At 67.2% G+C, this 24,881-nt stretch carries 22 protein-coding genes; 12 read left to right on the top strand and 10 right to left on the bottom strand.

Features of this window, described 5'->3' with window-relative positions:
• The 6 genes from CU669_RS03085 to cobJ all read left to right on the top strand — a co-directional run bounded on the left by CU669_RS03085 (window position 1) and on the right by cobJ (window position 6,997).
• Entirely contained in the window at window positions 1-1,581 is a 1,581-nt protein-coding gene (locus CU669_RS03085) for a sensor histidine kinase (RefSeq protein ID WP_112142360.1), read from the top strand.
• A 103-nt stretch (window positions 1,582-1,684) separates the two neighbouring features.
• Entirely contained in the window at window positions 1,685-2,635 is a 951-nt protein-coding gene (locus CU669_RS03080) for a sirohydrochlorin chelatase (protein ID WP_112142359.1), read from the top strand.
• 9 nt (window positions 2,636-2,644) lie between these two features.
• Window positions 2,645-3,262 (top strand): precorrin-8X methylmutase, encoded by a 618-nt coding sequence (locus CU669_RS03075; RefSeq protein WP_112142358.1) that lies wholly within the window; start codon window positions 2,645-2,647, stop codon window positions 3,260-3,262.
• Entirely contained in the window at window positions 3,259-4,446 is a 1,188-nt protein-coding gene (gene cbiE, locus CU669_RS03070; RefSeq protein ID WP_112142357.1) for a precorrin-6y C5,15-methyltransferase (decarboxylating) subunit CbiE, read from the top strand. Before CU669_RS03075 ends, cbiE begins: the two co-directional genes overlap by 4 nt.
• Before the next feature lie 56 nt (window positions 4,447-4,502).
• Window positions 4,503-5,201: a precorrin-2 C(20)-methyltransferase gene (cobI, locus tag CU669_RS03065; RefSeq protein WP_112142356.1), complete on the top strand. Its 699-nt coding sequence runs from the start codon at window positions 4,503-4,505 to the stop codon at window positions 5,199-5,201.
• Window positions 5,192-6,997, top strand: a complete 1,806-nt coding sequence (cobJ, locus tag CU669_RS03060; protein WP_205119368.1) for a precorrin-3B C(17)-methyltransferase — start codon at window positions 5,192-5,194, stop codon at window positions 6,995-6,997. The genes cobI and cobJ overlap by 10 nt, the downstream gene beginning before the upstream one ends.
• Window positions 6,998-7,054: 57 nt before the next feature.
• On the opposite strand, the gene CU669_RS03055 is transcribed toward cobJ, so the two are convergent.
• From CU669_RS03055 to CU669_RS03010, 10 genes are all read right to left on the bottom strand, one after another.
• Window positions 7,055-8,074, bottom strand: coding sequence for an aspartate-semialdehyde dehydrogenase (locus CU669_RS03055; RefSeq protein ID WP_112142353.1), 1,020 nt, complete (start codon window positions 8,072-8,074; stop codon window positions 7,055-7,057).
• 286 nt (window positions 8,075-8,360) lie between these two features.
• Entirely contained in the window at window positions 8,361-8,990 is a 630-nt protein-coding gene (locus CU669_RS03050; protein WP_112142352.1) for a class I SAM-dependent methyltransferase, read from the bottom strand.
• A 7-nt stretch (window positions 8,991-8,997) separates the two neighbouring features.
• A complete protein-coding gene (locus CU669_RS03045) occupies window positions 8,998-9,606 on the bottom strand; it encodes an NMCC_0638 family (lipo)protein (RefSeq protein ID WP_112142351.1) in 609 nt (202 codons plus the stop codon).
• Window positions 9,603-10,181 carry an NMCC_0638 family (lipo)protein gene (locus CU669_RS03040; RefSeq protein WP_112142350.1) on the bottom strand — a complete coding sequence of 193 codons (579 nt, stop codon included), beginning with the start codon at window positions 10,179-10,181 and terminating at the stop codon, window positions 9,603-9,605. The genes CU669_RS03045 and CU669_RS03040 overlap by 4 nt, the downstream gene beginning before the upstream one ends.
• Before the next feature lie 83 nt (window positions 10,182-10,264).
• The gene (gene atpC / locus CU669_RS03035; protein ID WP_112142349.1) at window positions 10,265-10,666 is read right to left on the bottom strand and encodes an ATP synthase F1 subunit epsilon; all 402 of its coding nucleotides are present in this window, start codon (window positions 10,664-10,666) and stop codon (window positions 10,265-10,267) included.
• Between the two features lie 60 nt (window positions 10,667-10,726).
• Complete coding sequence (gene atpD, locus CU669_RS03030) at window positions 10,727-12,151, bottom strand: F0F1 ATP synthase subunit beta (protein ID WP_112142348.1); 1,425 nt, start codon at window positions 12,149-12,151, stop codon at window positions 10,727-10,729.
• Between the two features lie 20 nt (window positions 12,152-12,171).
• A complete protein-coding gene (locus tag CU669_RS03025; protein ID WP_112142347.1) occupies window positions 12,172-13,056 on the bottom strand; it encodes a F0F1 ATP synthase subunit gamma in 885 nt (294 codons plus the stop codon).
• A gap of 23 nt (window positions 13,057-13,079) precedes the next feature.
• Complete coding sequence (atpA, locus tag CU669_RS03020) at window positions 13,080-14,609, bottom strand: F0F1 ATP synthase subunit alpha (RefSeq protein WP_112142674.1); 1,530 nt, start codon at window positions 14,607-14,609, stop codon at window positions 13,080-13,082.
• Window positions 14,609-15,163 carry a F0F1 ATP synthase subunit delta gene (locus CU669_RS03015; RefSeq protein WP_112142346.1) on the bottom strand — a complete coding sequence of 185 codons (555 nt, stop codon included), beginning with the start codon at window positions 15,161-15,163 and terminating at the stop codon, window positions 14,609-14,611. Before CU669_RS03015 ends, atpA begins: the two co-directional genes overlap by 1 nt.
• A 240-nt stretch (window positions 15,164-15,403) precedes the next feature.
• Entirely contained in the window at window positions 15,404-17,605 is a 2,202-nt protein-coding gene (locus CU669_RS03010) for a primosomal protein N' (protein WP_112142345.1), read from the bottom strand.
• 82 nt (window positions 17,606-17,687) lie between these two features.
• Here CU669_RS03010 and CU669_RS03005 point away from each other — a divergent pair, with 82 nt between their 5' ends.
• The 6 genes from CU669_RS03005 to addB all read left to right on the top strand — a co-directional run bounded on the left by CU669_RS03005 (window position 17,688) and on the right by addB (window position 24,870).
• Window positions 17,688-18,401 (top strand): DUF484 family protein, encoded by a 714-nt coding sequence (locus CU669_RS03005; protein ID WP_112142343.1) that lies wholly within the window; start codon window positions 17,688-17,690, stop codon window positions 18,399-18,401.
• A 341-nt stretch (window positions 18,402-18,742) separates the two neighbouring features.
• Window positions 18,743-19,687, top strand: coding sequence for a tyrosine recombinase XerC (locus CU669_RS03000; protein ID WP_112142342.1), 945 nt, complete (start codon window positions 18,743-18,745; stop codon window positions 19,685-19,687).
• A complete protein-coding gene (gene tsaE, locus CU669_RS02995) occupies window positions 19,684-20,133 on the top strand; it encodes a tRNA (adenosine(37)-N6)-threonylcarbamoyltransferase complex ATPase subunit type 1 TsaE (RefSeq protein ID WP_112142341.1) in 450 nt (149 codons plus the stop codon). Before CU669_RS03000 ends, tsaE begins: the two co-directional genes overlap by 4 nt.
• Window positions 20,130-21,122, top strand: coding sequence for an aminoglycoside phosphotransferase family protein (locus tag CU669_RS02990; protein ID WP_112142340.1), 993 nt, complete (start codon window positions 20,130-20,132; stop codon window positions 21,120-21,122). Before tsaE ends, CU669_RS02990 begins: the two co-directional genes overlap by 4 nt.
• Complete coding sequence (locus CU669_RS02985) at window positions 21,119-21,838, top strand: nucleotidyltransferase family protein (RefSeq protein WP_239988507.1); 720 nt, start codon at window positions 21,119-21,121, stop codon at window positions 21,836-21,838. Before CU669_RS02990 ends, CU669_RS02985 begins: the two co-directional genes overlap by 4 nt.
• A gap of 113 nt (window positions 21,839-21,951) precedes the next feature.
• Window positions 21,952-24,870: a double-strand break repair protein AddB gene (addB, locus tag CU669_RS02980; protein WP_112142339.1), complete on the top strand. Its 2,919-nt coding sequence runs from the start codon at window positions 21,952-21,954 to the stop codon at window positions 24,868-24,870.
• The last annotated feature ends 11 nt before the right edge of the window (window positions 24,871-24,881 follow it).

Genomic DNA, 24,881 nt, shown 5'->3' with positions numbered 1-24,881 from the left:
GTGGTCGGCCTGCCGCGCCCAAAGCTGCTGCTGGCCCTCGTTGGCGTGCTGAGTCTGCTGGGTGGCAGTATCGGTCTGGTCTCCATCACTTGGTATGATCATCAAGCGACCCTGGAGGACTGGCGGCAGGATCTCGCCGTCTCGGCGCGCCTGCTGGAATCCAGCCTTCGCGGCATTCATTCCGATGCCGAGGCCCATTTGCTGCGGATCGAAGACCGGCTCGGCGCCTCCTCGGTGACGAAGGCGAAGCTGTCGGAACAGAACCGCCGCTGGCTGGACGGCATTGTCGCCGCCGTTCCACGCGGCATGTCGGCCTGCATCCATGACTCGCAAGGCAATCTGGCGGCGAGTTCCGAGCACCGCGATCTGCCCGCCTGCGTCTTCGGCCTGCGCGAGCGGGCGGCCAAGGCCCTGAACCACCCGGGCAAGACCATCACCAGCGCCATCCTGGACGAGCGGCTTCAACCCGACCATCTGGTGGTCTTCAGCCGCACATTGCACAATGGGTCCGGCCAAGTGAGTGGCATCGCCGAAATCCTGATCGATGCCGCCTATTTCAACGATCTGTTCCACTCCATGCAGCAACCGGATCTGGGCAGCATCTTCCTGGTGGTCGGCACCGACGGAGTGGTGGTCGCCCGCCACCCCATGCCGCCGCCGCCCTTGTACCGCTTCGACACCTCCAAGCCGCCGTTCACCGAGTTCAGCATGTCGTTGGACGGCAGTTACCGCTCCGTTTCGGTGGTCGACGGAATGGAACGGCTCATCTCCTTTCGCGGCCTGCCAGACCTGGACATGGTGATCGCCGCGGGCATGACCACCACCATGGTGTTCCGCGATTGGACGGCGCGCACCCAGCGCAATGCCACCCTGTTCGCGGGGGCGATTTTGCTGCTGCTGGCCCTGGCCGCCGTCACCAATGAGAGCCTGCGGCACGAAAGCCGCCTGCTGCGCTCCATGGAGCACAAAGCGGTGGAGCTGACCGAAGCCCTGGAGGAAAAGGACGTCCTGTTCCAGGAGGTCCACCACCGGGTCAAGAACAACCTTCAGGTCATTTCCAGCCTGCTGACCATGCAGTTGCTGCATGTGAAGGACAAGGCGGCCCGCGACACCCTCAAGGATGCCTTGGACCGCATCTCCTCCATGGGCCTGGTGCACCAGACCCTCTACGAAAACAACATGGCCGCCAACGTCGATTTGGGGGTCTATTTCGGCCGTCTGGCCGAGGCCTTGGTCGGTGGCTTCTCGTCGCGCAAGGGCGGCGTCACCGTCCAGGTGGATGTGTCGGGAACCATGGAGTTGGAGCGGGCGGTACCGCTTGGCATGTTGGCCAATGAAGCCCTGGCCAACGCCCTGAAGCATGCCTTCCCCGATGGACGGGCGGGCGTGGTCTCCATCTCCCTGGCCCGCGACGACTCGGAATGGCATTTTTCGATCCGCGACGACGGAATCGGACTGCCCGAGCGACCGGAAAAAGGCATCGGCCTCAGCCTGATCAAGGCCCTGACCCGCCAGTTGAACGGTAAGTCGGCGGTGTCGCGCGACGGCGGGACGGTGGTCATCGTCACCTTCCCGGTCTGAGATATTTGGACTGGCATCGGAGCGGCCCTCCCGCCTATAGTCCGCTCCTCATCGGCCGGAGGCATGGACCAGCCGGTACGCTCAGAGGCAAGGACCAGGCGCGATGTCGGAAAAGATCGGTGTGATGCTGTGCGGCCACGGCAGCCGCGACGTGGACGCGGTGCGGGAGTTCAACACCCTGGCTGCCCATTTGAAGCGCAGACTGCCCCAGTACGAGGTGGAAAGCGGTTTCCTGGAATTCGCCAAGCCCATCATCAAGACCGGTCTCGACGCGCTGCGCGACAAGGGCGTGTCGCGCATCCTGGCGGTGCCGGGCATGCTGTTCGCCGCCGGTCACGTCAAGAACGACCTGCCGTGGGAGATCAACTCCTTCGCCGCCGCCAATCCCGGCCTGGACGTCCGCTATGGCCGCGAACTGGCTATCGCCCCCAAGCTGCTGAAGGCCGCCACCGCCCGTATCGAGGAAGCCGAGGCCGCCAGCCCCAACACGGTCGAGCGCAAGGATACCTTGCTGCTGGTGGTGGGGCGCGGCACCAACGACCCCGACGCCAATTCCAATATCGCCAAGGTGGCGCGCATGCTGTGGGAAGGCATGGGGTTCGGCTGGGCCGAGATCGGCTTTTCCGGCGTCGCCTATCCCCTGGTGGATCAGGCGTTGGAGCGCTGCGTCAAGCTGGGCTACAAGCGGGTCGTCGTCTTCCCCTATTTCCTGTTCACCGGCATCCTGGTCAAGCGCATCTACGACTGGACCGACGCCTGCGCCCAGGCCAATCCCGGCATCGAGTTCCTCAAGGCGCCCTATCTCAACGATCACCCTTTGGTGATCGACAGCTTCATCGAGCGGGTGGGCGAGATCCTGGACGGCCAGCCCCAGATGAATTGCCAGCTGTGCAAGTATCGCGAACAGGTGGTGGGCTACGAGGCCAGCGTCGGCGCGGTTCAGGCCGGTCATCACCACCATGTGCGCGGCATCGGCACCGACGCCGACCATCATCATGACCATGATCACGGCCATCATCACGGCCATGGCCACCATCATCACCACGATCACTGAGGCCCGTCCGTGACCGGCTGGATCAAGAGCCCGGCGGACATCTACGCCCAAAGCTTCGCCACCATCCGGGCCGAGGCCGCGTTGGGCCGTGTTCCCGCCGATCTGACCGATCTGGCGATCCGGGTGGTGCATGCCTGCGGCATGACCGACATCGTCGCCCATCTGGCGTGGAGCGAGGGGGGCGGACAGGCGGGACGGGCCGCACTCGTGGCGGGCAAGCCCATCCTGGTGGATGCCGAGATGGTCGCCCACGGCATCATCCGCCGCAATCTCCCCGCCGCCAATTCCGTCATCTGCACCCTGGGCGAGGTCTCCGCCGTCGAGGCCCGAGATGCCGCCACCACCCGCTCCGCCCTGGCGGTGGACAAATGGCTCCCCCATCTGGACGGCGCCGTGGTGGCCATCGGCAACGCGCCCACCGCCGTGTTCCGCCTGCTGGAACTGGTGGCGGCGGGCGCCCCCCGACCGGCCCTGGTGCTGGGCTTCGCCGTCGGCTTCGTCGGCGCGGTGGAAAGCAAGGATGCATTGATCGCCTCCGGCTTGCCCCATGTGGCCCTGACGGGGCGGCGCGGCGGCAGCGCCATGGCGGCGGCGGCGGTCAACGCCCTGGCGCGGGGGCTGGAATGACCTTCCCCTGGCTGACCATCATCGGCATCGGCGAGGACGGGTTGGACGGGCTGAACCCGACCGCCCGCGCCCTGATCGCGGGCGCCGAGGTGCTGGTGGGCGGCGCCCGCCATCTCGCCATGGTTCCCGACGCCAAGGCCGAGCGCCTGATGTGGTCGACCCCTTTCGCCGACAGCCGGGACCAGATCGAGGCGAGACGCGGCAAGAAGGTCGTGGTTCTCGCCAGCGGCGATCCCATGTGGTTCGGCGCCGCCGCCACCCTGACCCGCTGGTTCGCCCCGTCCGAGATGACGGTAATCGCTCACCCCGGCGCCTTCTCGCTGGCGGCGGCCCGACTGTTGTGGCCGTTGCAGGACTGCCTGTGCCTGACCGCCCATGGCCGCCCGTTGGACGCCCTGGCCTTGCATTTCGCCCCCAAGCGGCGGCTGCTGATCCTGTCCGAGGACCGCAATACCCCGGCTCGGCTGGCGGAGTTGCTGGCGGACCAGGGCTATGGTGCCAGCAGCCTAACCGTGCTGGAAAATCTCGGCGGCCCCACCGAGCGGGTGGCGCCGGGGGCCATGGCGTCCTCCGACCTCAATCTGGTGGCGGTGGATTGCGCCGTCACCCCCGGCCGACGGCCGCTGCCGCCGGGGCCCGGCCTGCCCGACGACGCCTTTTCCCATGACGGACAGCTGACCAAGCGCGAGGTGCGCGCCGTCACCCTGGCCGCCCTGGCGCCGCTGCCGGGCGAGCTGCTGTGGGATGTGGGGGCCGGATGCGGCTCCATCGCCATCGAATGGATGCGTCTGGGTGGGCGCGCCCTGGCCGTCGAGCCCCGCGCCGAGCGCGCCGAGCGCATCGCCCGCAATGCCGCCGCGCTGGGAGTTCCCGCGCTGGATATCATCACCGCCCGCGCCCCCGCCGGGCTGCCCCTGGGCCGCGAGGTTCCCGATGCCATCTTCGTGGGCGGCGGCGTGTCCGAGCCGGGCCTGCTCGATATCTGCCGTGCCGCCTTGGCGCCCGGCGGACGATTGGTCGCCAACGCCGTCACGGTGGAGGGCGAAGCCGCCCTGATCGCCTTCCATGCCGCCCATGGCGGCGAGATGACCCGCCTGTCGGTGGCCCGGCTCGCCCCGGTGGGCGGCTTCCACACCTGGCATTCCGCCATGCCGGTCACCCAGTATGTGGGGTGGAAGCGATGAGCGAGGCGAATTCCCCCTCACCCCATCCCTCTCCCTCAGGGAGAGGGGGAAAGTCCATGACCGCCACCCTCTACGGCATCGGTGTCGGCCCCGGCGATCCCGAGCTGCTGACCCTCAAGGCGGCGCGCATCCTGGCCGCAACCCCGGTCATCGCCTGGCCCGCCCCGCTGGAGGGCGACGGCATGGCCCGTGTGATCGCGGCGGCCCATATTTCGCCCGGCCGGGTGGAAATCCCCATCCGCATGGGTTTCACCCTGGACCGGGCCGGGACCGAAGCGGCCTATGACTGCGCAGCCCATGACATCGCCGCTCATCTGGCCGAAGGCCGCGACGTCGCCGTGCTGTGCGAGGGCGATCCCTTCTTCTTCGGCTCCTTCATCTATCTGTTCGCCCGCCTGTCGTCCCGCTTCCCGGTGGAAGTGGTACCCGGCGTCTCGTCCATCATGGCGGCGGGAGCCGCCTTGCGCGCGCCGCTATGCGCCTGGGACGACGGCGTCGCCATCATCCCATCGACCCGATCCGAGGCGGAGATCGAGGCGCAGGTGAGTGCCGCCGACGCCATTGTCTTCATGAAGGTCGGCCGTAATCTGCCCAAGATCCGCCGCGTGCTGGAGCGCGCGGGTCTGTGGGACAAGGCCCGCGTCATCGAGAGGATCGGCCTGGCCGATCAGCGCATTCTCGCCCCCGACACGGTGGCGGAACTGCCCTATTTCTCCATCATCCTGGTTCATCGGCGAGGACACGCATGGTTATGAACGACATCGCCCTGGTGGTGGTCAGCCCCGCCGGGCTGGAAACCGCCAAGACCCTGGCCCAGTCCTTGCCCGGTTCGCGCATCCATGGCCTTGCCGGACGGGTAGAGGCCGAGGTGAGCTTCAGCGACACCGTGGTCCATCTGCGCGCCCTGTTCGCCGCCGGAACCCCCATCATCGGCATCTGCGCCGCCGGGATCCTGATCCGCGCCGTCGGGCCGCTGTTGCTGGACAAATGGTCGGAGCCGCCCCTGCTGGCGGTGGCGGTGGACGGATCCTCGGTGGCGCCACTGCTGGGCGGCCATCACGGCGCCAATGCCCTGGCGCGGAGCATCGCCCGGACGCTGGGGATCTCCGCCGCCCTGACCACCGCCGGGGAATTGAGCCTGGGCGTCGCGCTGGATGACCCGCCGCCCGGCTGGACGATCGCCAATCCGGCCAGCGCCAAATCCGTCGCCGCCGCCCTGCTGGCCGAGGAGGCGGTCAGCCTGGAAGTGGAAGCGGGAGACGCCGACTGGCTGGCAAGCATCGACTTCGGTGAGACCGGCGATCATGCCGTCCGCATCACCGATAGGGCGATCACGCCCGACGATAACGAACTGGTGTTCCATCCGCCGGTGCTGGTGCTGGGCGTCGGCTGCGAGCGCCATACCCCCGCCGAGGATCTGATCAAACTGGCCATGGACACCTTGGCTGCCGAGGCGCTGTCGCCCCTGTCGGTGGCCTGCGTCGCCAGCATCGACCTCAAATCCGACGAAGCCGCCGTCCACGCCCTGGCCGCCCAATTGGGGGTTCCCGCCCGCTTCTTCACCCCTGAGGAATTGGAGCGGGAAGCGCCGCGCCTCGCCACCCCGTCCGACGTGGTCTTCGCCGAGACCGGCTGCCACGGCGTCGCCGAGGGGGCCGCCCTGGCCGCAGCCGGTGCCCATGGGGCACTGATCGTGCCCAAGGCCAAAGCCGCCCGCGCCACCTGCGCCGTCGCCCGCTCGCCCCATCCGCTGGATGCTTCGGTGATCGGGAGGCCGAGGGGCCGACTCTTCGTGGTCGGCATCGGCCCCGGCACGCCGGAATGGCGCGCGCCCCAGGCCTCGGCCGCCATCGCCGCCTCCGAGGATCTGGTGGGCTACGGCATGTATCTCGACCTGCTGGGCCCCGCCGCGGTTGGCAAGTCCCGCCACGAAAGCGCGCTGGGCGCCGAGGAAGCCCGCGCCCGCAAGGCCCTGGAACTGGCTGCCGAGGGCCGCGCCGTATCACTGGTCTGTTCCGGCGATCCCGGCATCTATGCCCTGGCCACCCTGGTGTTCGAACTGCTGGACCGCGAGAAGCGCGCCGACTGGAACCGGGTGGACATCACCGTGGTTCCCGGTATCTCGGCCCTGCAAGCCGCCGCCGCCCGCGCCGGAGCGCCGGTCAATCACGACTTCTGCACCATCTCGCTGTCGGACCTGCTGACCCCGTGGGAAAGCATCGAGACCCGGCTCAAAGCCGCCGCCAGCGCCGATTTCGTGGTGTGCTTCTACAACCCGGTGTCCAACCGCCGCCGCGATCAATTGCCGAGGGCGCGCGACATCCTGCTGACCGGCCGCCCGCCCGAGACGCCGGTCATCCTGGCCCGCCAGTTGGGCCGCCCCGGCGAGACCGTCGAGGTCATCACGCTGGGCGAGTTGTCGCCCGACAAGGTGGACATGCTGACCATGGTGGTGGTGGGCAGTTCCGAGACCCGCAGCTTCGCCACGCCAAGCCGGACCTGGACCTATACGCCCCGGGGTTACGGCAAGAAGATGGATGGGCGGGAATAGCGGGCGGGACGCCCGCGCTCCGAGTCGAGGAGCGCGGGCGTCCCGCCCGCCGTCGTCCTACTTCTTCAGGTAATCGCGGGCGAGAACCTCGGCGATCTGCACGGCGTTGAGCGCCGCGCCCTTGCGCAGGTTGTCGGACACGCACCAGAACGAGATGCCGTTCTTCACGGTCGGATCCTTGCGGATACGGCTGATATAGACCGCGTCCTCGCCGGTGGTTTCCAAGGGCGTGACATAGCCGCCCGGTTCACGCGTATCCATGACGATGACGCCGGGCGCGTCGCGGAAGGCCTGGGTGGCCTCTTCCACGCTGACCGGCTTGGCGAATTCCACGTTGACCGTCTCGGAATGGCTGACGAAGACCGGCACGCGCACGCAGGTGGCGTGAACCTCGATGGAGGCGTCCAGGATCTTCTTGGTCTCCACCACCATCTTCCATTCTTCCTTGGTCGAGCCGTCTTCCATGAAGACGTCGATCTGGGGGATCAGGTTGAAGGCGATCTGCTTGGCGAATTTCTGCGGCTTGATGGCGTCGTTGACGAAGACGGCGCGGCTTTGCTCGAACAGCTCATCCATGCCTTCCTTGCCCGCGCCCGACACCGACTGGTAGGTGGAGACGACGACGCGCTTGATCTTGCCCAGGGTGTGCAGCGGCTTCAACGCCACCACCATCTGAATGGTGGAGCAGTTGGGATTGGCGATGATGCCCTTCTTCTTGTACTGGGCGATGGCATCCGGGTTCACTTCCGGCACCACCAGCGGCACGTCGGGGTCCATGCGGAAATGCGAGGTGTTGTCCACCACCACGCAGCCAGCGGCGGCGGCGCGCGGGCTGTGCTCGGCCGAGACCTTGGCGCCGGGCGACGACAGGGCGATGTCCCAGCCCTTGAAGTCGAAGGTGGCGAGATCCTTGACCTTCAGGATCTTGGTGTCGCCGAAGGACACCTCGCGGCCGACCGAGCGGGCGCTGGCCAGGGCGACGATGTCGTCCACCGGGAAATTGCGTTCCGCCAGAGTCTTCAACATCTCGCGACCGACATTGCCGGTGGCGCCGATGACAGCAACCTTGTAGCCCATGTTCTTTTTCTCCGTTGCGAACCCTTGGTGGTGTCCCGCGATTAACCTAATTCATGCGAAAAGGCCCGCCAGGTGCTTGACCGCGGGCCTTTTTCGTACAGTCGCGACGAACCGGCCCGCTCAAGCGGTCTTGGTAGTGCCGGTTTTGGGTGTGACGAGAAGAACCATCCCCGGGCTTTGACCCCGGACGGCGAGAGCGTTCGCACTGAACAAGCGCCCAAACATGGCTTCCTCCATCGGTCGGCATGCTTTACCGGAAGCCTTCACCGTAAGCAAGCGAAAGGAATCACACCCGCCGGACGATCAGACTCCATTCCTCGCCGCCGGGATGCTCGATGCGCTCCACCTGCCCCCCCAGGCCGTCGCGGCAGAACGCCTCCCACGGTTCCGGCTCGTCACCCCAGAAGAACGCATCGCGGCGATGGGGGCGCAGCATGTTGAAGGCGAAGCCGCGCAGGGAAAACCCCGCCATGCGGCGGATAACCTCGCCCGTCAATTCCCGCCAGGCCGCCTCATCGGCCCCGGCCGAGATATTGAACGTCCCCGAGGCCAGCGACCAGTGGGCCGGGGTCGCCGGGACCGCGTTCTGGATGAAAGCCGTCCGAGGATCCTTGATGCGCTCATTGGCCGCCACCACCATGGCCTCGCACACATCCAGCCCCACGTAACCGGCAAGGCGGAAATGGGAATCCAGGTAGGGGAACAAATCTCCGCTGCCACATCCCACGTCATTGACGATCAGCGACAGTTCCGGATCGATCCGCGAGGTCAGGACACCGAAGCGAAAGGCTTGCGCCTCGGAATCGGCCCAGCCGACCCCGCTTGCGCTCGGACCATGCTCTTCCAGGATGCAATGATAGACCGTGGCCACCTGGGCCAGGATGCGGGCATAGTCGTTGGCGGTGGCGTCGTCCATCCTCGTCCTACTGCTTCAGCGGCCGACTGACCACCAGCGCGCCTTCCATGGGCCTGCGGCCGGGGGGCGAGATGGAGGTCACCAGCGCCAGGGGCTGGCTGCCGTCGTCGTTGTAGCGCTTGCCCAGTTGGGCGGCATACCACCCCGACGGCATCAGATAGTAATCGTTGACGCGCACCCCGTCGGTGTCGCGGGCATCCAGGGCCAGCAACTGCGCGCCGCCTTTCAGCCCGCCCTTTTCCACCATGGCCATGAGATGGCGTTGCATGGCGGTGATGTCGGCGAATTCCGACCACACCGAACAAATCCCGTCATGGCTGACGATCAGGGTCACCGCCCCCAGACCCGGGCGGCGCAGAACCCGGACATAGCCGGTACGTCCCTGCAATATGCCCTTGGCGACGTCTTCCGGCGCCTCGACGAAGCCGAATTCCCCGGTGGGAGAAGCCGCCGTGATCACCGCGTTGATGTCGCCCAGATTCATCAGGCAGACCTTGCCCAACACCGCCACCGCCAGCCGCGACGTCTCGTCCCTGAGCCGGTAGTCGCCGCTGGTCTGGGCCGCCGCCGGTAGAGTGGCCGCCAGGAAGAGAACGCAGGCGAATAGAATCCTCATGGCAGTTTCCAGTCGACGGTGATGATGGCCTTCAGATTGGGATTGGCGCTTTCCGACGTGGTCAGCAGAACCCGCAGACCGGCGGGCTCCTTGCCGTATTTCTTCATCAGCTCGGCCCGGTACTCGCCCATGGGCGTGATGTCGGTGAAACAGGACTGCATGGAGCCCTTGGTCTCGCATCCGCCTGATTTGATGGTGAAGGAGCGCGACAATCCGGCTTTCAGATCGGCATCAAGCTGCTTGCGCAGCCGGTCCGTATTGCCCTTTTGCATGAAGACGGCGCACTGATCCTCGGCCTTCCACAGCACCAGGGTGACCCCGGCGTCGAAGCGGGCGTAGGCCTCGCCCTCGCGCCCCTGCAGGAACGGCTTGGCGGCCGACGGTGGGATCTGCGGCAGATACAGATCCCTCTCGGGCTGCAACTGATCGCGCAACTTGGCGTAGTCGCCCATGAAACCGACGCAGCCCTTGACGAAGGTGGCTGACGCCACCTCGGCGGCATCCACCGCGGGCTCGGCGGCATGGCAGGGCACGGCGGACAGGGCGAGGGCTACGGCCAGGGCTTGAATGCGCATGGGGGGAGTTTATCCGTCCGCCGACAAAAGCGAAAGGGCCGCCCTTATGGACGGCCCTTTGCTTGATCTCTCAGGACCGCGACTTAGTGCCGCGCGGCCTCCAGGGCCTCGGCGATCAGCACCAGACGCTCGGCCTGGGCCTTTTCGCGGTCGGTCTTGGCGTCGCTCAGCGCCTCGTCGGCGGCCTTCTTACGGGACTCGGCCATGTCGGCGGTGATATCGGCCACCGGGATAGCCTCTTCCGCCAGCACGGTAATGCGCTCTTCGTTGACCTCGGCGAAGCCGCCAGCCACGAAAATGCTGCTCGAGACCTTGCCGCCGTCATGCACGACGATGACGCCGGGCCGGACGGTGGTGATCATGGGAGCGTGACGGACCAGGGCGCCGAAGTCACCTTCGCTGCCCGGCACCACCACCATGTCCACCGGCGACGAAATCAGAAGCTTCGCCGGCGACACCAACTCGAACTGGATCTTGTCGGCCATGCCGCAGTTCCTTTTGGCAACTTACGGCGGGCCGCAGGGCAGCCCGCCGTATTGAACAAATTACGCCGCTTCGGCGGCCATCTTCTTGGCCTTCTCGATCACTTCGTCGATGCCGCCGACCATGTAGAAGGCGGATTCGGGAAGGTGATCGTATTCGCCAGCCACGATGGCCTTGAAGCCCTTGATGGTGTCTTCGATGGCGACCAGCTTGCCCGGCGAACCGGTGAAGATTTCGGCCACGTGGAAGGGCTGCGACAGGAAGCGCTGGATCTTACGGGCGCGGGTGACGACCAGCTTGTCTTCTTCCGACAACTCGTCCATGCCCAGGATGGCGATGATGTCCTGAAGCGACTTGTAGGTCTGCAGGATGCGCTGCACGTCGCGAGCGGTCTGGTAGTGATCGGCGCCGACCACGCGGGGGTCGAGCACGCGGGACGTGGAGTCCAGCGGATCCACCGCCGGGTAGATGCCCAGCTCGGCGATCTGACGGTTCAGCACGGTGGTGGCGTCCAAGTGGGCGAACGAAGTGGCCGGCGCGGGGTCGGTCAGATCGTCGGCGGGCACGTAAATGGCCTGCACCGAGGTGATGGAACCCTTCTTGGTCGAGGTGATGCGTTCCTGCAGGGCGCCCATGTCGGTGGCGAGAGTGGGCTGATAGCCCACCGCCGACGGGATGCGGCCCAGCAGCGCGGACACTTCGGAACCGGCCTGGGTGAAACGGAAGATGTTGTCCACGAAGAACAGCACGTCCTGGCCTTCCACGTCGCGGAAGTATTCGGCGACGGTCAGACCCGACAGGGCGACGCGGGCACGGGCGCCCGGGGGCTCGTTCATCTGGCCGTAGACCAGGGCCACCTTGGAGCCGGGGCCGTCCAGCTTGATAACGCCCGACTCGATCATTTCGTGATAGAGGTCGTTGCCTTCGCGGGTACGCTCACCGACGCCAGCGAACACGGAGTAACCACCGTGCGCCTTGGCGATATTGTTGATGAGTTCCATGATCAGCACGGTCTTGCCCACGCCGGCGCCGCCGAACAGGCCGATCTTGCCGCCCTTGCAGTACGGCGCCAGCAGGTCGATGACCTTGATGCCGGTGACGAGGATCTCGGTCTCGGTGGACTGGTCGACGAAATCGGGGGCATCAGCATGGATCGGCAGGGTCGACTTGTTGCCGATGGGGCCGCGCTCGTCGATGGGCTCGCCGATCACGTTGATGATGCGGCCCAGGGTCTCGGGACCGACCGGCATCTGAATGGACGAACCGGTATCGACCGCTTCGGTGCCACGGGTCAGACCGTCGGTGGAGTCCATGGCGATGGTGCGCACGGTGGACTCGCCCAGATGCTGAGCGACTTCGAGAACCAGCTTCTTGCCCTGGTGCTCCAGATGCAGCGCGCTGAGGATGGCCGGGAGTTGGCCGTCGAAGCGCACGTCTACGACGGCGCCCAGGACCTGGGTGATCTTGCCGACGTTCTTGTTTGCCATGGTTTGCTCCTAGTCTTCCGTCACAGCGCTTCGGCGCCGGAGATGATTTCGATCAGTTCCTTGGTGATCTGAGCCTGACGCGACCGGTTGTACTTGATCGCCAGGGCATTGATCATTTCGCCCGCGTTGCGGGTTGCATTATCCATCGCGGTCATGCGCGCGCCCTGTTCGGACGCCTGGCTTTCCAGCAAGGCGCGGAACATCTGGGTGGCCAGATTGCGCGGCAGGATCTCGGCCAGGATTTCTTCCTCGCCGGGTTCGAACTCGTAGATGGCCTTCGCGCCGGCATCGGCGGCGCCGGTCTGGGCGGGCACCGGGAAGGGGATCACCTGCTGGCGGGTCACTTCCTGGGCGATGGCCGACTTGAACTTGTTGTAGATCACCGTGCAGACGTCGAATTCCTCGGCGTCGAACATGGTGGAGATCGTATTGGCCACCTGATCGGCCTCGCCGAACACGATGCCCTTGCGGCCAAGCTGTTCGAAGCCTTCGATCATATACTGACCGTAATCGCGCTTGAGCTGCTCGCGCGCCTTGCGGCCCACCGGCATGATCTTGACCGTCTTGCCCTGCTTGAGCAGGTCGGCGGCCATGGCCTTGGTGGCGCGGACGATGGTGGAATTGAAACCACCGCACAGACCGCGGTCGGCGGTCACCGCCACCAGCAGATGCACCTTATCGACGCCGGTGCCGGTTAGCATCTTGGGGGCGCCGCTTTGGCCAGCGAGGCTGGCGGCCAGGGTTCCCAACATGCGTTCCATGCGCTCGGCGAAGGGCCGGGCCGCTTCCGCCGCGGTTTGCGCGCGGCGGAGCTTGGAGGCTGCGACCATTTTCATGGCGGAGGTGATCTTGCGCGTCGATTTGACGCTCACGATCTTCATCCGCAGGTCCTTGAGACTCGCCATAACCTACACTCCGTGTCGGACGGTTACGCGAAAGTCTTGGCGAACGAGTCGAGGAACGCCTTCAACTTCTCTTCGGTCGGGCCGCTGATCGCCTTCTCGGTGGCGATGGTGGTCAGCAGATCCGGCGCCTTGGACTTGATGTCGGCCAGCAGCGACTTTTCGAAGCGGCCCACGTCCTTGACGTCGATCTTGTCGAGATAGCCCTTCACACCGGCATAGATGGAAATGACTTCCTCTTCCGTCGGCATGGGGGAGAACTGCGGCTGCTTCAGCAGCTCGGTCAGACGGGCGCCACGAGCCAGCAGCTTCTGGGTCGCGGGGTCCAGGTCCGAGGCGAACTGGGCGAAGGCGGCCATTTCACGATACTGGGCCAATTCCAGCTTAATGGAACCGGCGACCTGCTTCATGGCCTTGATCTGGGCGGCGGAGCCGACGCGCGACACCGACAGACCGACGTTCACGGCGGGGCGGATGCCCTTATAGAACAGTTCGGTTTCCAGGAAGATCTGACCGTCGGTGATGGAGATCACGTTGGTCGGGATATAGGCGGACACGTCGTTGGCCTGGGTCTCGATGACCGGCAGCGCGGTCAGCGAGCCATTACCGGCGGCGTCGCCCATCTTGGCGGCGCGCTCCAGCAGGCGCGAGTGCAGATAGAACACGTCGCCCGGATAGGCTTCGCGGCCCGGCGGGCGGCGCAGCAGCAGCGACATCTGGCGATAGGCGACGGCCTGCTTGGACAGATCATCATAAATGATCAGGGCATGCATGCCGTTGTCGCGGAAATACTCGCCCATGGTGCAGCCCGCGTAAGGCGCGATGAACTGCAGCGGAGCGGGCTCGGACGCGGTGGCGGCGACCACGATGGTGTAGTCCATGGCGCCGTAATCGGTCAGGGTCTTCACGATCTGGGCGACGGTGGAGCGCTTCTGACCCACGGCGACGTAGATGCAGAACAGCTTGGCCTTCTCGTCGCTGGCATCGTGCCAACGCTTCTGATTGATGATGGTGTCCACCAGGATGGCGGTCTTGCCGGTCTGACGGTCACCGATCACCAGTTCGCGCTGACCGCGACCAATCGGGATCAGGGCGTCGACGGCCTTGATGCCCGTGGACATGGGCTCGTGCACCGACTTACGCGGGATGATGCCCGGCGCCTTGACGTCGACGCGCTGACGCGAGGCCGCCTCGATGGGGCCCTTGCCGTCGATGGGGTTGCCGAGAGCGTCGACGACGCGGCCCAGCAGGCCCTTGCCGACGGGAACGTCCACGATGGAACCGGTCCGCTTGACGACATCGCCTTCCTTGATGGAACGGTCGTCGCCGAAGATCACGACACCGACATTGTCGGTCTCGAGGTTCAGCGCCATACCCTTGATGCCGCCGGGGAATTCGACCATCTCGCCGGCCTGGACCTTGTCGAGGCCATGGACGCGGGCGATACCGTCACCAACCGACAGCACCTGTCCGACTTCGGCGACTTCCGCCTCGGTCCCGAAGGTGGCGATCTGTTGCTTGAGGATCGCGGAGATCTCCGCGGCGCGGATTTCCATCATCCAACCCCTTTCATAGCGAGCTTGAGATGTTGCAGCTTCGTCTTCAACGAGCTGTCAACCATGCGGGAACCGACTTGCACCACCAGACCGCCCAGCAAGCTGGGATCGACCTTGACCTCGACGGCAACGCTGCCGCCGAAAGCCGTCTTGAGGGTGGATACAAGGGCATCTTGTTGGGCCGGCGTCAGCGCCACGGCGGACGCCACCGAAGCCGACATCTCGCCACGACGGGCGGCAAGCCGACTCAGATAGGCGTCGATCACCCCGGGAAGGGTGAACAACCGGCGGTTCTTGGCCGCCAGCCCCAGGAATTTCGTGGTCAGCTCCGTGAAACCGGCTTTCGTCGCAAGGGCGGCGATAGCGCCCCCCTGCTCCGTGCGGCTGAGTACGGGGCTGTCGATGAGTCGACGCAGATCCGCGCTTGCGAGGATCATGGCCTTCAACGCTTTCAGATCACCGGCGACCTGATCGAGGGTGGACGAAGAATCGGCCAACTCGAACAGAGCGGTGGCATAGCGGGTGGCGATAACGCCAATTGTCTCGGATGGCACCTGGGCAAGTCCTTGGATAGGGTCGAACCGGCGGCCGTAACCTATTGAAACGCAAACTTATTCCTGCGCTGAACAGGAAACCCCCCTGCAAGCGCGTCGGTTAACTAGCACATCGAGTTTTGGGTTGCAAGCCGAGTCCTGCCCATTCGGGGGAGGTATGCACAATATTAGCACATCCTTATGCTCGGCCAGGGCAGCCGATATGAGGCCAAAACCACCCCCAAAGGTACCCTACCCGGTTTAAAAAAAACTATAGGGGTCGATATCCACCTGGACCCTTACCCCCGCCACGGCTGGGACGCGGGTCAGCCACTGGCGGAGCGTCGCCTGGATGTTGACCGTGCGGGGCACCTTGATGAGGAAGCGGCGGCGATGCTTGCCGCGCAGCAGGGCCATGGGGGCGGGCGCCGGTCCCAGTACCTCGACGCCGCCGCCGTGGGGCGCGGCGCGCGACAGCTTGGCGGCGAAGCCTTCCAATTGCGCCACATCCGGCCCCGACAGGATCAGGGCCGCCAGCCTGCCATAGGGCGGCATGGCGCAGGAGCGGCGCAACTCCGCCTCGCGGGCGATGAAGCCGTCGCGCTCGCCCGAGCGCAAGGCCTGCATCACCGGATGGTCGGGCTGATAGGTCTGCAGGAAGACGCGACCGGGGCGCTCGGCCCGCCCGGCGCGGCCCGAGACCTGGGACAGCAATTGATGGGTGCGCTCGCCCGCCCTCAGATCGCCGCCTTCCAATCCCATATCCGCGTCCACCACGCCGACCGCCGTCAGCATGGGAAAGTGATAGCCCTTGGCGACGATCTGGGTTCCCACCAGCAGGTCGATCTCGTGGGCGGAGACGGCGCGGACGAATTCCGCCGCCGCCTGGGGACCGGCGCAGGTGTCCGAGGTCATGACCGCCATGCGGATGTCGGGGAACAGCAGGGCGGCCTCCTCGGCCACCCGCTCGACGCCGGGACCGCAGGCGACGAAGCTGTCCTCGGCCTCGCAGCCGGGGCATTTCCTCGGCTGGCGAATGTGATAGCCGCAGTGATGGCAGATCAGGCGACCGGCGGAGCGATGTTCCACCAGCCACGCCGTGCAGTTCGGGCATTGCAGGCGATGGCCGCAGCCCCGGCACAGGGTCAGCGGCGCATAGCCGCGCCGATTGAGATAAAGCATGGCCTGCTCACCGGCGGCGAAGGTCTCTTCCAACGCGGCGACCAGAATGGGGCTGAGCCAGCGGCCACGCGGCGGCGGATCGCGGCGCAGATCCACCGCCACGATCTCGGGCATGCTTGCCCCGGCATGGCGGTCGGGCAGGTGCAGCAGGCGATAACGCCCCCCCTGGACATTGGCCATGGTTTCCAGCGACGGGGTCGCCGAGGCCAGGACCAGGGGAATTTCGCCCAATCGGGCGCGCACCACCGCCATGTCGCGGGCGTGGTAGCTGACGCCCTCTTCCTGCTTGAAGGCCTGGTCGTGCTCCTCGTCCACCACCATCAGGCCCAGTTCGCGATAGGGCAGGAACAGGGCGGAACGGGCGCCCACCACCACTTGGGCCTCGCCCGACGCCACCGCCCGCCATGTCTCGCGCCGTCTTGCATCGCCCAGATCGGAATGCCATTCGGCGGGCACGACCCCGAAGCGGCGCTTGAACCGTTCCAGCCATTGGGCCGACAACGCGATCTCGGGCAGCAGCACCAGAACCTGACGCCCGGCGGCAAGGCAAGCGGCCACCGCCTCGAAATAGACCTCGGTCTTGCCCGATCCGGTGACGCCGTCGATCACCGAGACGGAGAAGCCGCCCGCCACGGCAGCGACCAGCGTGTCGGCCGCCAGCCGTTGCGAGTCCGACAGTTCAGCGCGGGTCAGCGACAGATCGGGGACGGCGAACAAGGAGGGACGCGGCAGTTCCACCGTCGCCAGCGCGCCCAGATCCGCCAGTCCCTTGACCACCGAAACGCCCACCCCCGCCTCGCGGGCCAGATCGGCGGCGGCCAGCGGCGGCATGCCCGCCATCAGGTCGAGCACCTTTTTCCGGGCGGCGGTCAGCTTGAGATCGGGCGGCACCGCGCCCAGCCGCAAGGCCGTCAGGCCAGCCGCCGGTTCCAGCGCCGCAGGCACGCTCATGGCCATTTTCAGCACCGCCCCGGCGGGCGCCATGGTGTAGGACGCCACCCAATCCACGAAGTCGCGCGTCACCCGGGACATGGGCCGCGCCGCCAGCCGCGCCGCCACCGGCTTCAGCTTGGCGGCGGCGACGTCACCCCGCCCGGCGCCCCATACCACGCCAATGGCTTGACGCGCCCCCAGCGGCACCGCTACGAAGTCGCCTGGATGCAGCGCCTCCGTCCCGCACAGATAGTCATAGGCTCCGGCCAGGGGCAGCGGCAGCAAAACGGCGATACGATCGCCGCGCGAAAAGAACGGGGGGGTTGAAGTGGGGGACTCGGCGGGCATAAGCTAGATTCCAACGAACCAAGCTCCGGCGCAACTCTCGTCGAACCTCCGGCACCGTTTTCCTTCAATCAAGGTGAAAAGCATGGCGCGAAAGCGCGACGACGCGGTCCTGCAACTGCCCCTGCCCGACGAGAAGCAGGTGGAAGCCTTCTTGCGGGCCCATTCCGATTTCCTGGTGCGCCATCCCGACCTGCTGCTGAACCTGTCGCCGCCGTCGCGCTGGTCCGAGGACGACGGCGTGCTGGACATGCAGGTCTTCATGATCGACCGGTTGCGCGACGAGGTGGAGCGGGTGCGCGGCGCCGCCGAACATCTGATCCACACCTCGCGCTCCAACATGTCCATCCAGACCCGCACCCACAAGGCGGTGCTGGCCATCCTGTCGGCCGACGACATGGCGGAACTGGTGGAAGCGGTGCGCGACGACCTGCCCACCCTGCTGGACGTGGATGTGGCGACCCTGTGCTTCGAGACCCCCGAGGCACCGCTGCCCAAGCTGGCGGCGCCCGGCGTGCTGACCCTGCCCAACGGCACCGTGGCCAAGATGATGGGCGGCGCCGACCGCGATTGCGCCCTGACCGAGGAAATGCCCGGCGACCCCGCCCTGTTCGGCGACGGCGCCGGTCTGGTGCTGTCCTCGGCGGTGGTGCGCCTCAGCCCCGGCGCCCCCTGCCCGGACGGCGTCATGGCGCTGGGCTCGCGCCACGGCCGCACCTTCCACGCCGGTCAGGCCACCGAGCTGATCACCTTCCTCGCCCGCGTGGTGGAACGCTGCGTCCTGCGCTTCGCGGGGTAGAAATGTTACTTCCGCTGGAATTAGAGATTTGCCCTCGCATTGGCGGAATTCCTGTTCGCGCTTCCCGCACGGGTTACCCGTGGCCTGAAGGCCGTTTCTCCTGACCAGAGAGGCGACGCATGATTGACTGGGCTTTCGCCGTGATTCACCACCAAGGCACCAAGGACACCAAGGACACCAAGAGAGCGGAGCCGCCGGATCACTCAGGGTCTCGTCAACGCCCTCATATCATTATGTCCGCTGCGCGGCAGATGGGCACGACGGCGCCATCTGGGAGGCCTCTTGGTGTCCTTGGTGCCTTGGTGGTTAAAAATCCGCGTCCGTTTGGAATGGCGTAACCCATGCCCCCCACCCCCATCCATTTCGCAGCCCTTGCCGACCTGTCGCGGGCGGTGGAGTCGTGGCGGCAGTGGCTGGAGGGCGAGAAGCGGGCCTCGGCCCATACCCTGGACGCCTATGGCCGCGACCTTGCCGCCTTCTTGTCCTTCCTGACCGAGCATCTGGCCGCCGAGCCCGATCTGGCGGCGCTCGGCGCATTGGGCACCGGGGATTTCCGTGCCTTCCTGGCCCGGCGTGCCTCCGACGGGCTGGGTCGCGCCTCGTTGGCCCGGACCATGTCGACGCTGCGCGGCTTCTTCCGCTTCCTCGACCGCCACGACATGGTGCACAACCCGGCCCTGAAGGCGGTCAAATCTCCGCGTCCGCCCAAATCGGTGCCCAAGCCCCTGGCGGCCGACGAGGCGATGGAGACCCTGGCCAGTGCGGGCGAGTTGCATGACGAACCCTGGCTGGCGGCCCGCGACATCGCCCTGTTCACCCTGCTCTACGGCGCCGGGCTGCGCCTGGGCGAGGCCTTGGGGCTGACCCGGCGCGAGGCGCCCAAGAGCGAGGCCATGGTCATCACCGGCAAGGGCCGCAAGCAGCGGGTGGTGCCCATCCTGCCGGTGGTCAGGGACGCCATCGCCGTCTATCTGGCGCAGTTGCCGTTCCCATCCGAGCCCACCGACCCGCTGTTCCTGGGCGCACGCGGCGGCCCGCTCAATCCCGGCGTGGTCCAGCGCCAGATGCGACGCCTGCGCCTGCTGCTGGGCCTGCCCGAGACGGCGACGCCGCATGCGCTGCGCCACAGCTTCGCCACCCATCTGCTGGCGGGCGGCGGCGATCTGCGCACCATCCAGGAACTGCTGGGCCATGCCTCGCTGTCGACCACCCAGCGCTATACCGAGGTGGACGCGGCCCGGCTCACCGCCGTCTACCGCGACGCGCATCCGAGGGCAAAGGGATGAATCTTCCCGACGAAGCCGCCACCAAGCAACTGGGGCAAAAGCTGGCGGCGCTGGCTCGGCCCGGCGACGTCATCGCCTTGTGGGGCACCCTGGGGACCGGCAAGAGCACCCTGGCGCGGGCCTTCATCCGGGCGCTGACCAGTCCCGACGAGGAAGTGCCGAGCCCCACCTTCACCCTGGTGCAGCAATACGAGTCCGAGGCGGGGCTGATCTGGCATTTCGACCTCTACCGATTGGAAATGCCCGACGACGCCCTGGAACTGGACATCGAGGAGGCTTTCGCCGAGGGCATCAGCCTGATCGAATGGCCGGAGCAATTGGGCCGCCATTTGCCCAAGAGGCGACTTGACCTGCGGCTTGAAACCGGCGATGCCGAAGGCGAGCGGCGCGTCACCCTGACCGCCCACGGCAGTTGGGCCGATCGACTGGGAGATTTGCAGCCATGACCCAGCGCGACGCGCTGATCCAATCTTTTCTGACCGAGGCGGGCTGGGGCGACGCCAAGCGCGGAAAGCTGGCGGGCGACGCCAGCTTTCGCCATTACGACCGCCTGGACCGCGACGGCGCGCCCGCCGTGCTGATGGACGCGCCGCCGCCCAAGGAAGACGTGCGGCCCTTCGTGCGCATCGCCCGCCATCTCGACTCGCTGGGGCTGTCGGCGCCCAGGCTGCTGGCGGTGGACGAGGAGAACGGGTTGCTGCTGTTGGAAGACCTGGGCGACGACACCTATACCAAGCTGCTGACCAATGGTCATGACGAGGAGGCGCTCTACGCCCTGGCTACCGACGTGCTGGCCGAGATCGCGGCCCGCCCCGACGCCATGCCCGACGGCCTGCCGCCCTATGACGATGCCCGGCTGCTGACCGAGGCGACCCTGCTGACCGACTGGTACATGCCCGCCGTGCTGGGTACCGAGACCGCACCGGAAGCGCGGGCCGAATACGAGGACATCTGGCGCCGCCTGTTCCCGGTGGCGCGGCTGGTGCCCGACACCCTGGTGCTGCGCGATTTCCATGTGGACAATCTGATGCTGCTGGACCGCCCCGGCCTCAAAGCCTGCGGCTTGCTGGACTTCCAGGACGCGGTGGCGGGACCGGCCACCTACGACCTGATGAGCCTGTTGGAGGATGCGCGCCGCGACATCGACGTGGTCATGATCGAGCGCATGAAGCAGCGCTGGCTTTCCCGTTTCCCCAGCTTGGACCGCACGGTGTTCGAAGCCTCGTGGGCGGTGATGGCGGCCCAGCGCCACGCCAAGGTGATCGGCATCTTCACCCGGCTGTGCAAGCGCGACGCAAAACCCGGCTATCTGGTCCATGTTCCCCGTGTCTGGCGGCTGCTGGAAAACGCGCTGCGCCATCCCGTCACCAAGGAACTGGCCGGTTGGCTTGACCGCCACATTCCCAAGGACAAGCGCGGAGTGCCCAGCCCATGACCGGTGGCGCCATGATCACCCATGCCATGGTTCTTGCGGCCGGATTGGGCCTGCGCATGCGCCCCATCACGCTCACCACGCCCAAGCCGCTGGTCAGCGTCGCCGGGCGCACCATGCTGGACCGGGCGCTGGATCATCTCGGCCGGGCGGGCATCGACAATCTGGTGGTCAACACCCACTGGCTGCCCGACGCCATCAAGGAGCACCTGGCCGGACGCGGCGAGGTCAGGCTGTCCCACGAGGATGTCCTGCTGGAGACCGGCGGCGGTGTCGCCAAGGCGCTGCCGCTGCTGGGCCACGCCCCCTTCTTTGTCGCCAACAGCGACATCATCTGGACCGACGGCGCGACGCCCGCCCTGGAACGCCTCGCCCATGCCTGGGTCGATGCCGACATGGACGCCCTGCTGCTGCTGCAACCCGTCAAGACGGCGGTGGGCTATGACGGCAAGGGCGATTTCTTCATCAACGCCAACGACACCTTGCGCCGCCGGGGCGAGGCCGATTCCGCGCCGCTGCTGTTTTCCGGCGTCCAGATCCTGCACCCCCGCCTGTTCGAGGGCGCGCCGGAAGGCAAGTTCTCGCTGAATGTCCTCTACGACCGCGCCCTGGCCAAAGGCCGCCTCCATGGACTCGTTCACGACGGAAACTGGTACCATGTGGGAACCCCGGAGGCGCTGCCCCGGGTGGAGGCCCTGCTGCGGGCGGAAGAGAGGTAAGATTTGACCACGAAGGCACGAAGACACGAAGAAGGCCGAAGGAAGTCCCTTTCCTTTTCCTTCGCGCCTTCGTGCCTTCGTGGTGAAAACCTCGTCTGGTCGTGGTGCCCCACATGACCGTCTTCACCATCCCGCCGGGCCTGCCCTTCGTCGATACCCTGGCCGCGTGGCTGCTGGCCGAGGCGAAGGACGATCCGCTGGCCCTGGCCGAGATGGAGGTGCTGCTGCCCACCCGGCGCGCCTGCCGCGCCTTGTCCGACGCGTTTTTGCGGCTGTCGGGCGGGCGGCCGCTGCTGCTGCCCCGCTTGAAACCGCTGGGCGACATGGACGAGGAGGAGTTGGAGCTGTCCGGCGCCGACCCGCTGGACATTTCCCCCGCCATGGCGCCGCTGGAACGCCGCCTGATCCTGGCCCGCCTGATCACCGCCATGGCCAAGGCACTCGGCGGTCACGTGCCCTCGCCCGACCAGGCGGCGCGGCTGGCCGGTGAACTGGGCAAGCTGTTGGATGCGGTGCAGTCGGAGCGGCTCGACTTCGCCCGGCTGGAACACCTGGTTCCCGCCGACTATGCCGAGCACTGGCAGGTCACCCTGGATTTCCTGAAAATCCTGACCCAGTCCTGGCCCGCCATTCTGGCAGAGGGCGGCGCCCTGGATTCCGAGGATCGGCTGAACCGGGTGATGGCGGCCCAGATCAATGCCTGGACCGCCAAGCCGCCCGCCCATCCCATCATCGCGGCGGGCTCCACCGGATCGCGCCCCGCCACCGCCGATCTGTTGGCCTGCGTCGCCGGTCTGCCCCTGGGCCGTGTCGTGCTGCCCGGCCTGGACCGCCATATGGATGCCACCGCATGGCGCGTCTTGGAGCCGTCCCATCCCCAATTCGGCCTGAAAGCCCTGCTGGCCCGGCTGGGGATCGAGCGCGAAGCGGTGCCGCCGCTGGTCGCCGATGCCGATCCCCGCGCCGCCCGAACCCGCCTGCTGGCCGAGGCGCTGCGCCCGGCCGGGGCCTGCGAGGCGTGGCGCGATCTCACGCCGTTGCCCCCCGATACCCTGGACGGCGTCACCCGGCTGGACGCCCCCGGCCCGCGCGAGGAGGCGGGCGCCATCGCCCTGATGCTGCGCCATGCCCTGGATTCGCCCGGCCGCACCGCCGCCCTGGTGACCCCCGACCGCGCCCTGGCGCGACGGGTGGCGGGCGAGTTGGAGCGCTGGGGCATCCGCATCGACGATTCCGCCGGACGTCCCCTGGGGCTGACCGAGCCGGGCGCCTTCCTGCGCCTGACCGCCGAGATGACGGCCGAACATTTCGCCCCGCATCCCCTGCTGGCTTGTCTGAAGCATCCCCTGGCGGCGGGCGGCATGGACGAAGGCGCCTTCCGCGCCCTGACCCGAAGGCTGGAGGTCACCACCCTGCGCGGCCCCCGCCCCGGCCCCGGCATTGGCGGGCTTCTCGTCATGGTCAAGGACAGACGGCTTGCCGCCCTCTTGGCCGATCTGGAGGCCGTGGCCGCCCCCTTCGCCGCCCTGCTGGCCAAGGACTCGGTGCCGCTGGCCGATCTGTTGCGCGCCCATATGGAATTCGCCGAGAAACTGGCCGCCGACGACCGCCTGCCCGGCCCGGCCCGGCTGTGGAAGGGCGAGGCGGGCGAGGCCTGCGCCCGCTTCGCCGCAGACCTAGCCCGCGCCGCCCCGGCCCTGGGCGAAATTCCCGGCGCCTGCTATCCCGCCCTGCTGGACGAGCTGATGGCCGGGGTGGCGGCCCGCTCCGCCTGGGACCACCATCCCCGCCTGCAGATCTGGGGGCCGTTGGAGGCCCGCTTGCAGCACGCCGACCTGTTGATCCTGGGCGGCCTCAACGAGGGAACCTGGCCTTCGCCGCCCGAGGCCGATCCCTGGATGAGCCGCCCCATGCAGGCCGCCTTCGGGCTGGCGCCGCCGGAACGCCGCATCGGACTCGCCGCCCACGACTTCGCCCAGGGCTTCGCCGCCCCCCAGGTGGTGCTGACCCGCTCGGTCCGCGCCGAGGGCACGCCGACGGTGCCGTCGCGCTGGCTGATGCGCCTGGAAGCGGTGATGCATGCCTGCGGCCTGACATTCGAGGAGGACGCCACCCAATGGCTGGACTGGCACGCCATGCTGGACCGGCCCGAACGCTGGACCCGCGCCGAGCCGCCCGCCCCCCGGCCGCCGCTGGACGCCCGCCCCCGCCGCCTGTCGGTCACCGAGATCGAGACCTGGATGCGCGACCCCTATGGCATCTATGCGAAGCATGTGTTGGGGCTGAAGGCGCTGGACCCCATCGACGCCGATCCGGGGGCGGCCGATTACGGCAGCATGGTCCATCTGGCGCTGGAACGCTTCGCCAAGGCTTATCCCGCCGCCCTGCCCCATGATGCCGAGGCCAAATTGCTGGAGATCGGCGCCGAGGTCTTCGCGGAGGCCGTGGCCTCGCCCGCCGTCTGGGCGTTCTGGTGGCCGCGCTTCCAGTCCATCGCCCGCTGGGTCGCCGTCAAGGAGCGCGAGCGCCGCCCCGACATCGCCGCGATCCACGCCGAGGTCAAGGGCGCCTTGGAGATCGACGCGCCTTACGCCCCCTTCACCCTGATCGCCAAGGCCGACCGGGTGGACGTGCTGAAGGACGGCAGCCTGGCCCTGATCGACTACAAGACCGGCCAGCCCCCCAGCGCCAAGGAAGTGGCCGCCGGTTACGCGCCGCAACTGCCGCTGGAAGGCGCCATGGCCCGCTACGGCGGCTTTGGCGGCGTCAAGGCGGCGGAACCCTCGCGTCTGCTGTATTGGCGCCTGAAAGGCGGCGAGGCGGGCGGCGAGGAAAAGAGCGCCGGTGACGACGCCTATACCCTGGCCACCGAGGCGCTGGACGGTCTGCGCGCCCTGATCACCGCCTTCGACGACCCCGAGACCCCCTATGCGGCGCGCCCCCACCCGGAGCACGCGCCCAAATACTCCGACTACCTCCACCTCGCCCGCGTCCGCGAATGGGCCAGCGGCGGGGAGGATGGAGAGGAGTAGGGTTGCCCGCC

Source organism: Paramagnetospirillum kuznetsovii (assembly GCF_003284725.1).
GTDB lineage: Bacteria > Pseudomonadota > Alphaproteobacteria > Rhodospirillales > Magnetospirillaceae > Phaeospirillum > Phaeospirillum kuznetsovii.
This window is presented reverse-complemented; position numbering and strand designations above follow the sequence as displayed.

Excerpts from the sequence above, each read along its gene's own strand:
- CU669_RS03025 (WP_112142347.1), bottom strand. The coding sequence starts at position 13,056 with ATGGCGAGTCTCAAGGACCTGCGGATGAAGATCGTGAGCGTCAAATCG.
- CU669_RS03055 (WP_112142353.1), bottom strand. The coding sequence starts at position 8,074 with ATGGGCTACAAGGTTGCTGTCATCGGCGCCACCGGCAATGTCGGTCGC.
- CU669_RS03005 (WP_112142343.1), top strand. The coding sequence starts at position 17,688 with ATGGCGCGAAAGCGCGACGACGCGGTCCTGCAACTGCCCCTGCCCGAC.
- CU669_RS03000 (WP_112142342.1), top strand. The coding sequence starts at position 18,743 with ATGCCCCCCACCCCCATCCATTTCGCAGCCCTTGCCGACCTGTCGCGG.
- atpC (WP_112142349.1), bottom strand. The coding sequence starts at position 10,666 with ATGGCCGACAAGATCCAGTTCGAGTTGGTGTCGCCGGCGAAGCTTCTG.
- CU669_RS03010 (WP_112142345.1), bottom strand. The coding sequence starts at position 17,605 with ATGCCCGCCGAGTCCCCCACTTCAACCCCCCCGTTCTTTTCGCGCGGC.
- tsaE (WP_112142341.1), top strand. The coding sequence starts at position 19,684 with ATGAATCTTCCCGACGAAGCCGCCACCAAGCAACTGGGGCAAAAGCTG.
- atpA (WP_112142674.1), bottom strand. The coding sequence starts at position 14,609 with ATGGAAATCCGCGCCGCGGAGATCTCCGCGATCCTCAAGCAACAGATC.
- CU669_RS03050 (WP_112142352.1), bottom strand. The coding sequence starts at position 8,990 with ATGGACGACGCCACCGCCAACGACTATGCCCGCATCCTGGCCCAGGTG.
- cobJ (WP_205119368.1), top strand. The coding sequence starts at position 5,192 with ATGGTTATGAACGACATCGCCCTGGTGGTGGTCAGCCCCGCCGGGCTG.
- addB (WP_112142339.1), top strand. The coding sequence starts at position 21,952 with ATGACCGTCTTCACCATCCCGCCGGGCCTGCCCTTCGTCGATACCCTG.
- CU669_RS02990 (WP_112142340.1), top strand. The coding sequence starts at position 20,130 with ATGACCCAGCGCGACGCGCTGATCCAATCTTTTCTGACCGAGGCGGGC.
- cbiE (WP_112142357.1), top strand. The coding sequence starts at position 3,259 with ATGACCTTCCCCTGGCTGACCATCATCGGCATCGGCGAGGACGGGTTG.
- CU669_RS03040 (WP_112142350.1), bottom strand. The coding sequence starts at position 10,181 with ATGCGCATTCAAGCCCTGGCCGTAGCCCTCGCCCTGTCCGCCGTGCCC.
- CU669_RS03080 (WP_112142359.1), top strand. The coding sequence starts at position 1,685 with ATGTCGGAAAAGATCGGTGTGATGCTGTGCGGCCACGGCAGCCGCGAC.
- CU669_RS02985 (WP_239988507.1), top strand. The coding sequence starts at position 21,119 with ATGACCGGTGGCGCCATGATCACCCATGCCATGGTTCTTGCGGCCGGA.
- CU669_RS03045 (WP_112142351.1), bottom strand. The coding sequence starts at position 9,606 with ATGAGGATTCTATTCGCCTGCGTTCTCTTCCTGGCGGCCACTCTACCG.
- cobI (WP_112142356.1), top strand. The coding sequence starts at position 4,503 with ATGACCGCCACCCTCTACGGCATCGGTGTCGGCCCCGGCGATCCCGAG.
- atpD (WP_112142348.1), bottom strand. The coding sequence starts at position 12,151 with ATGGCAAACAAGAACGTCGGCAAGATCACCCAGGTCCTGGGCGCCGTC.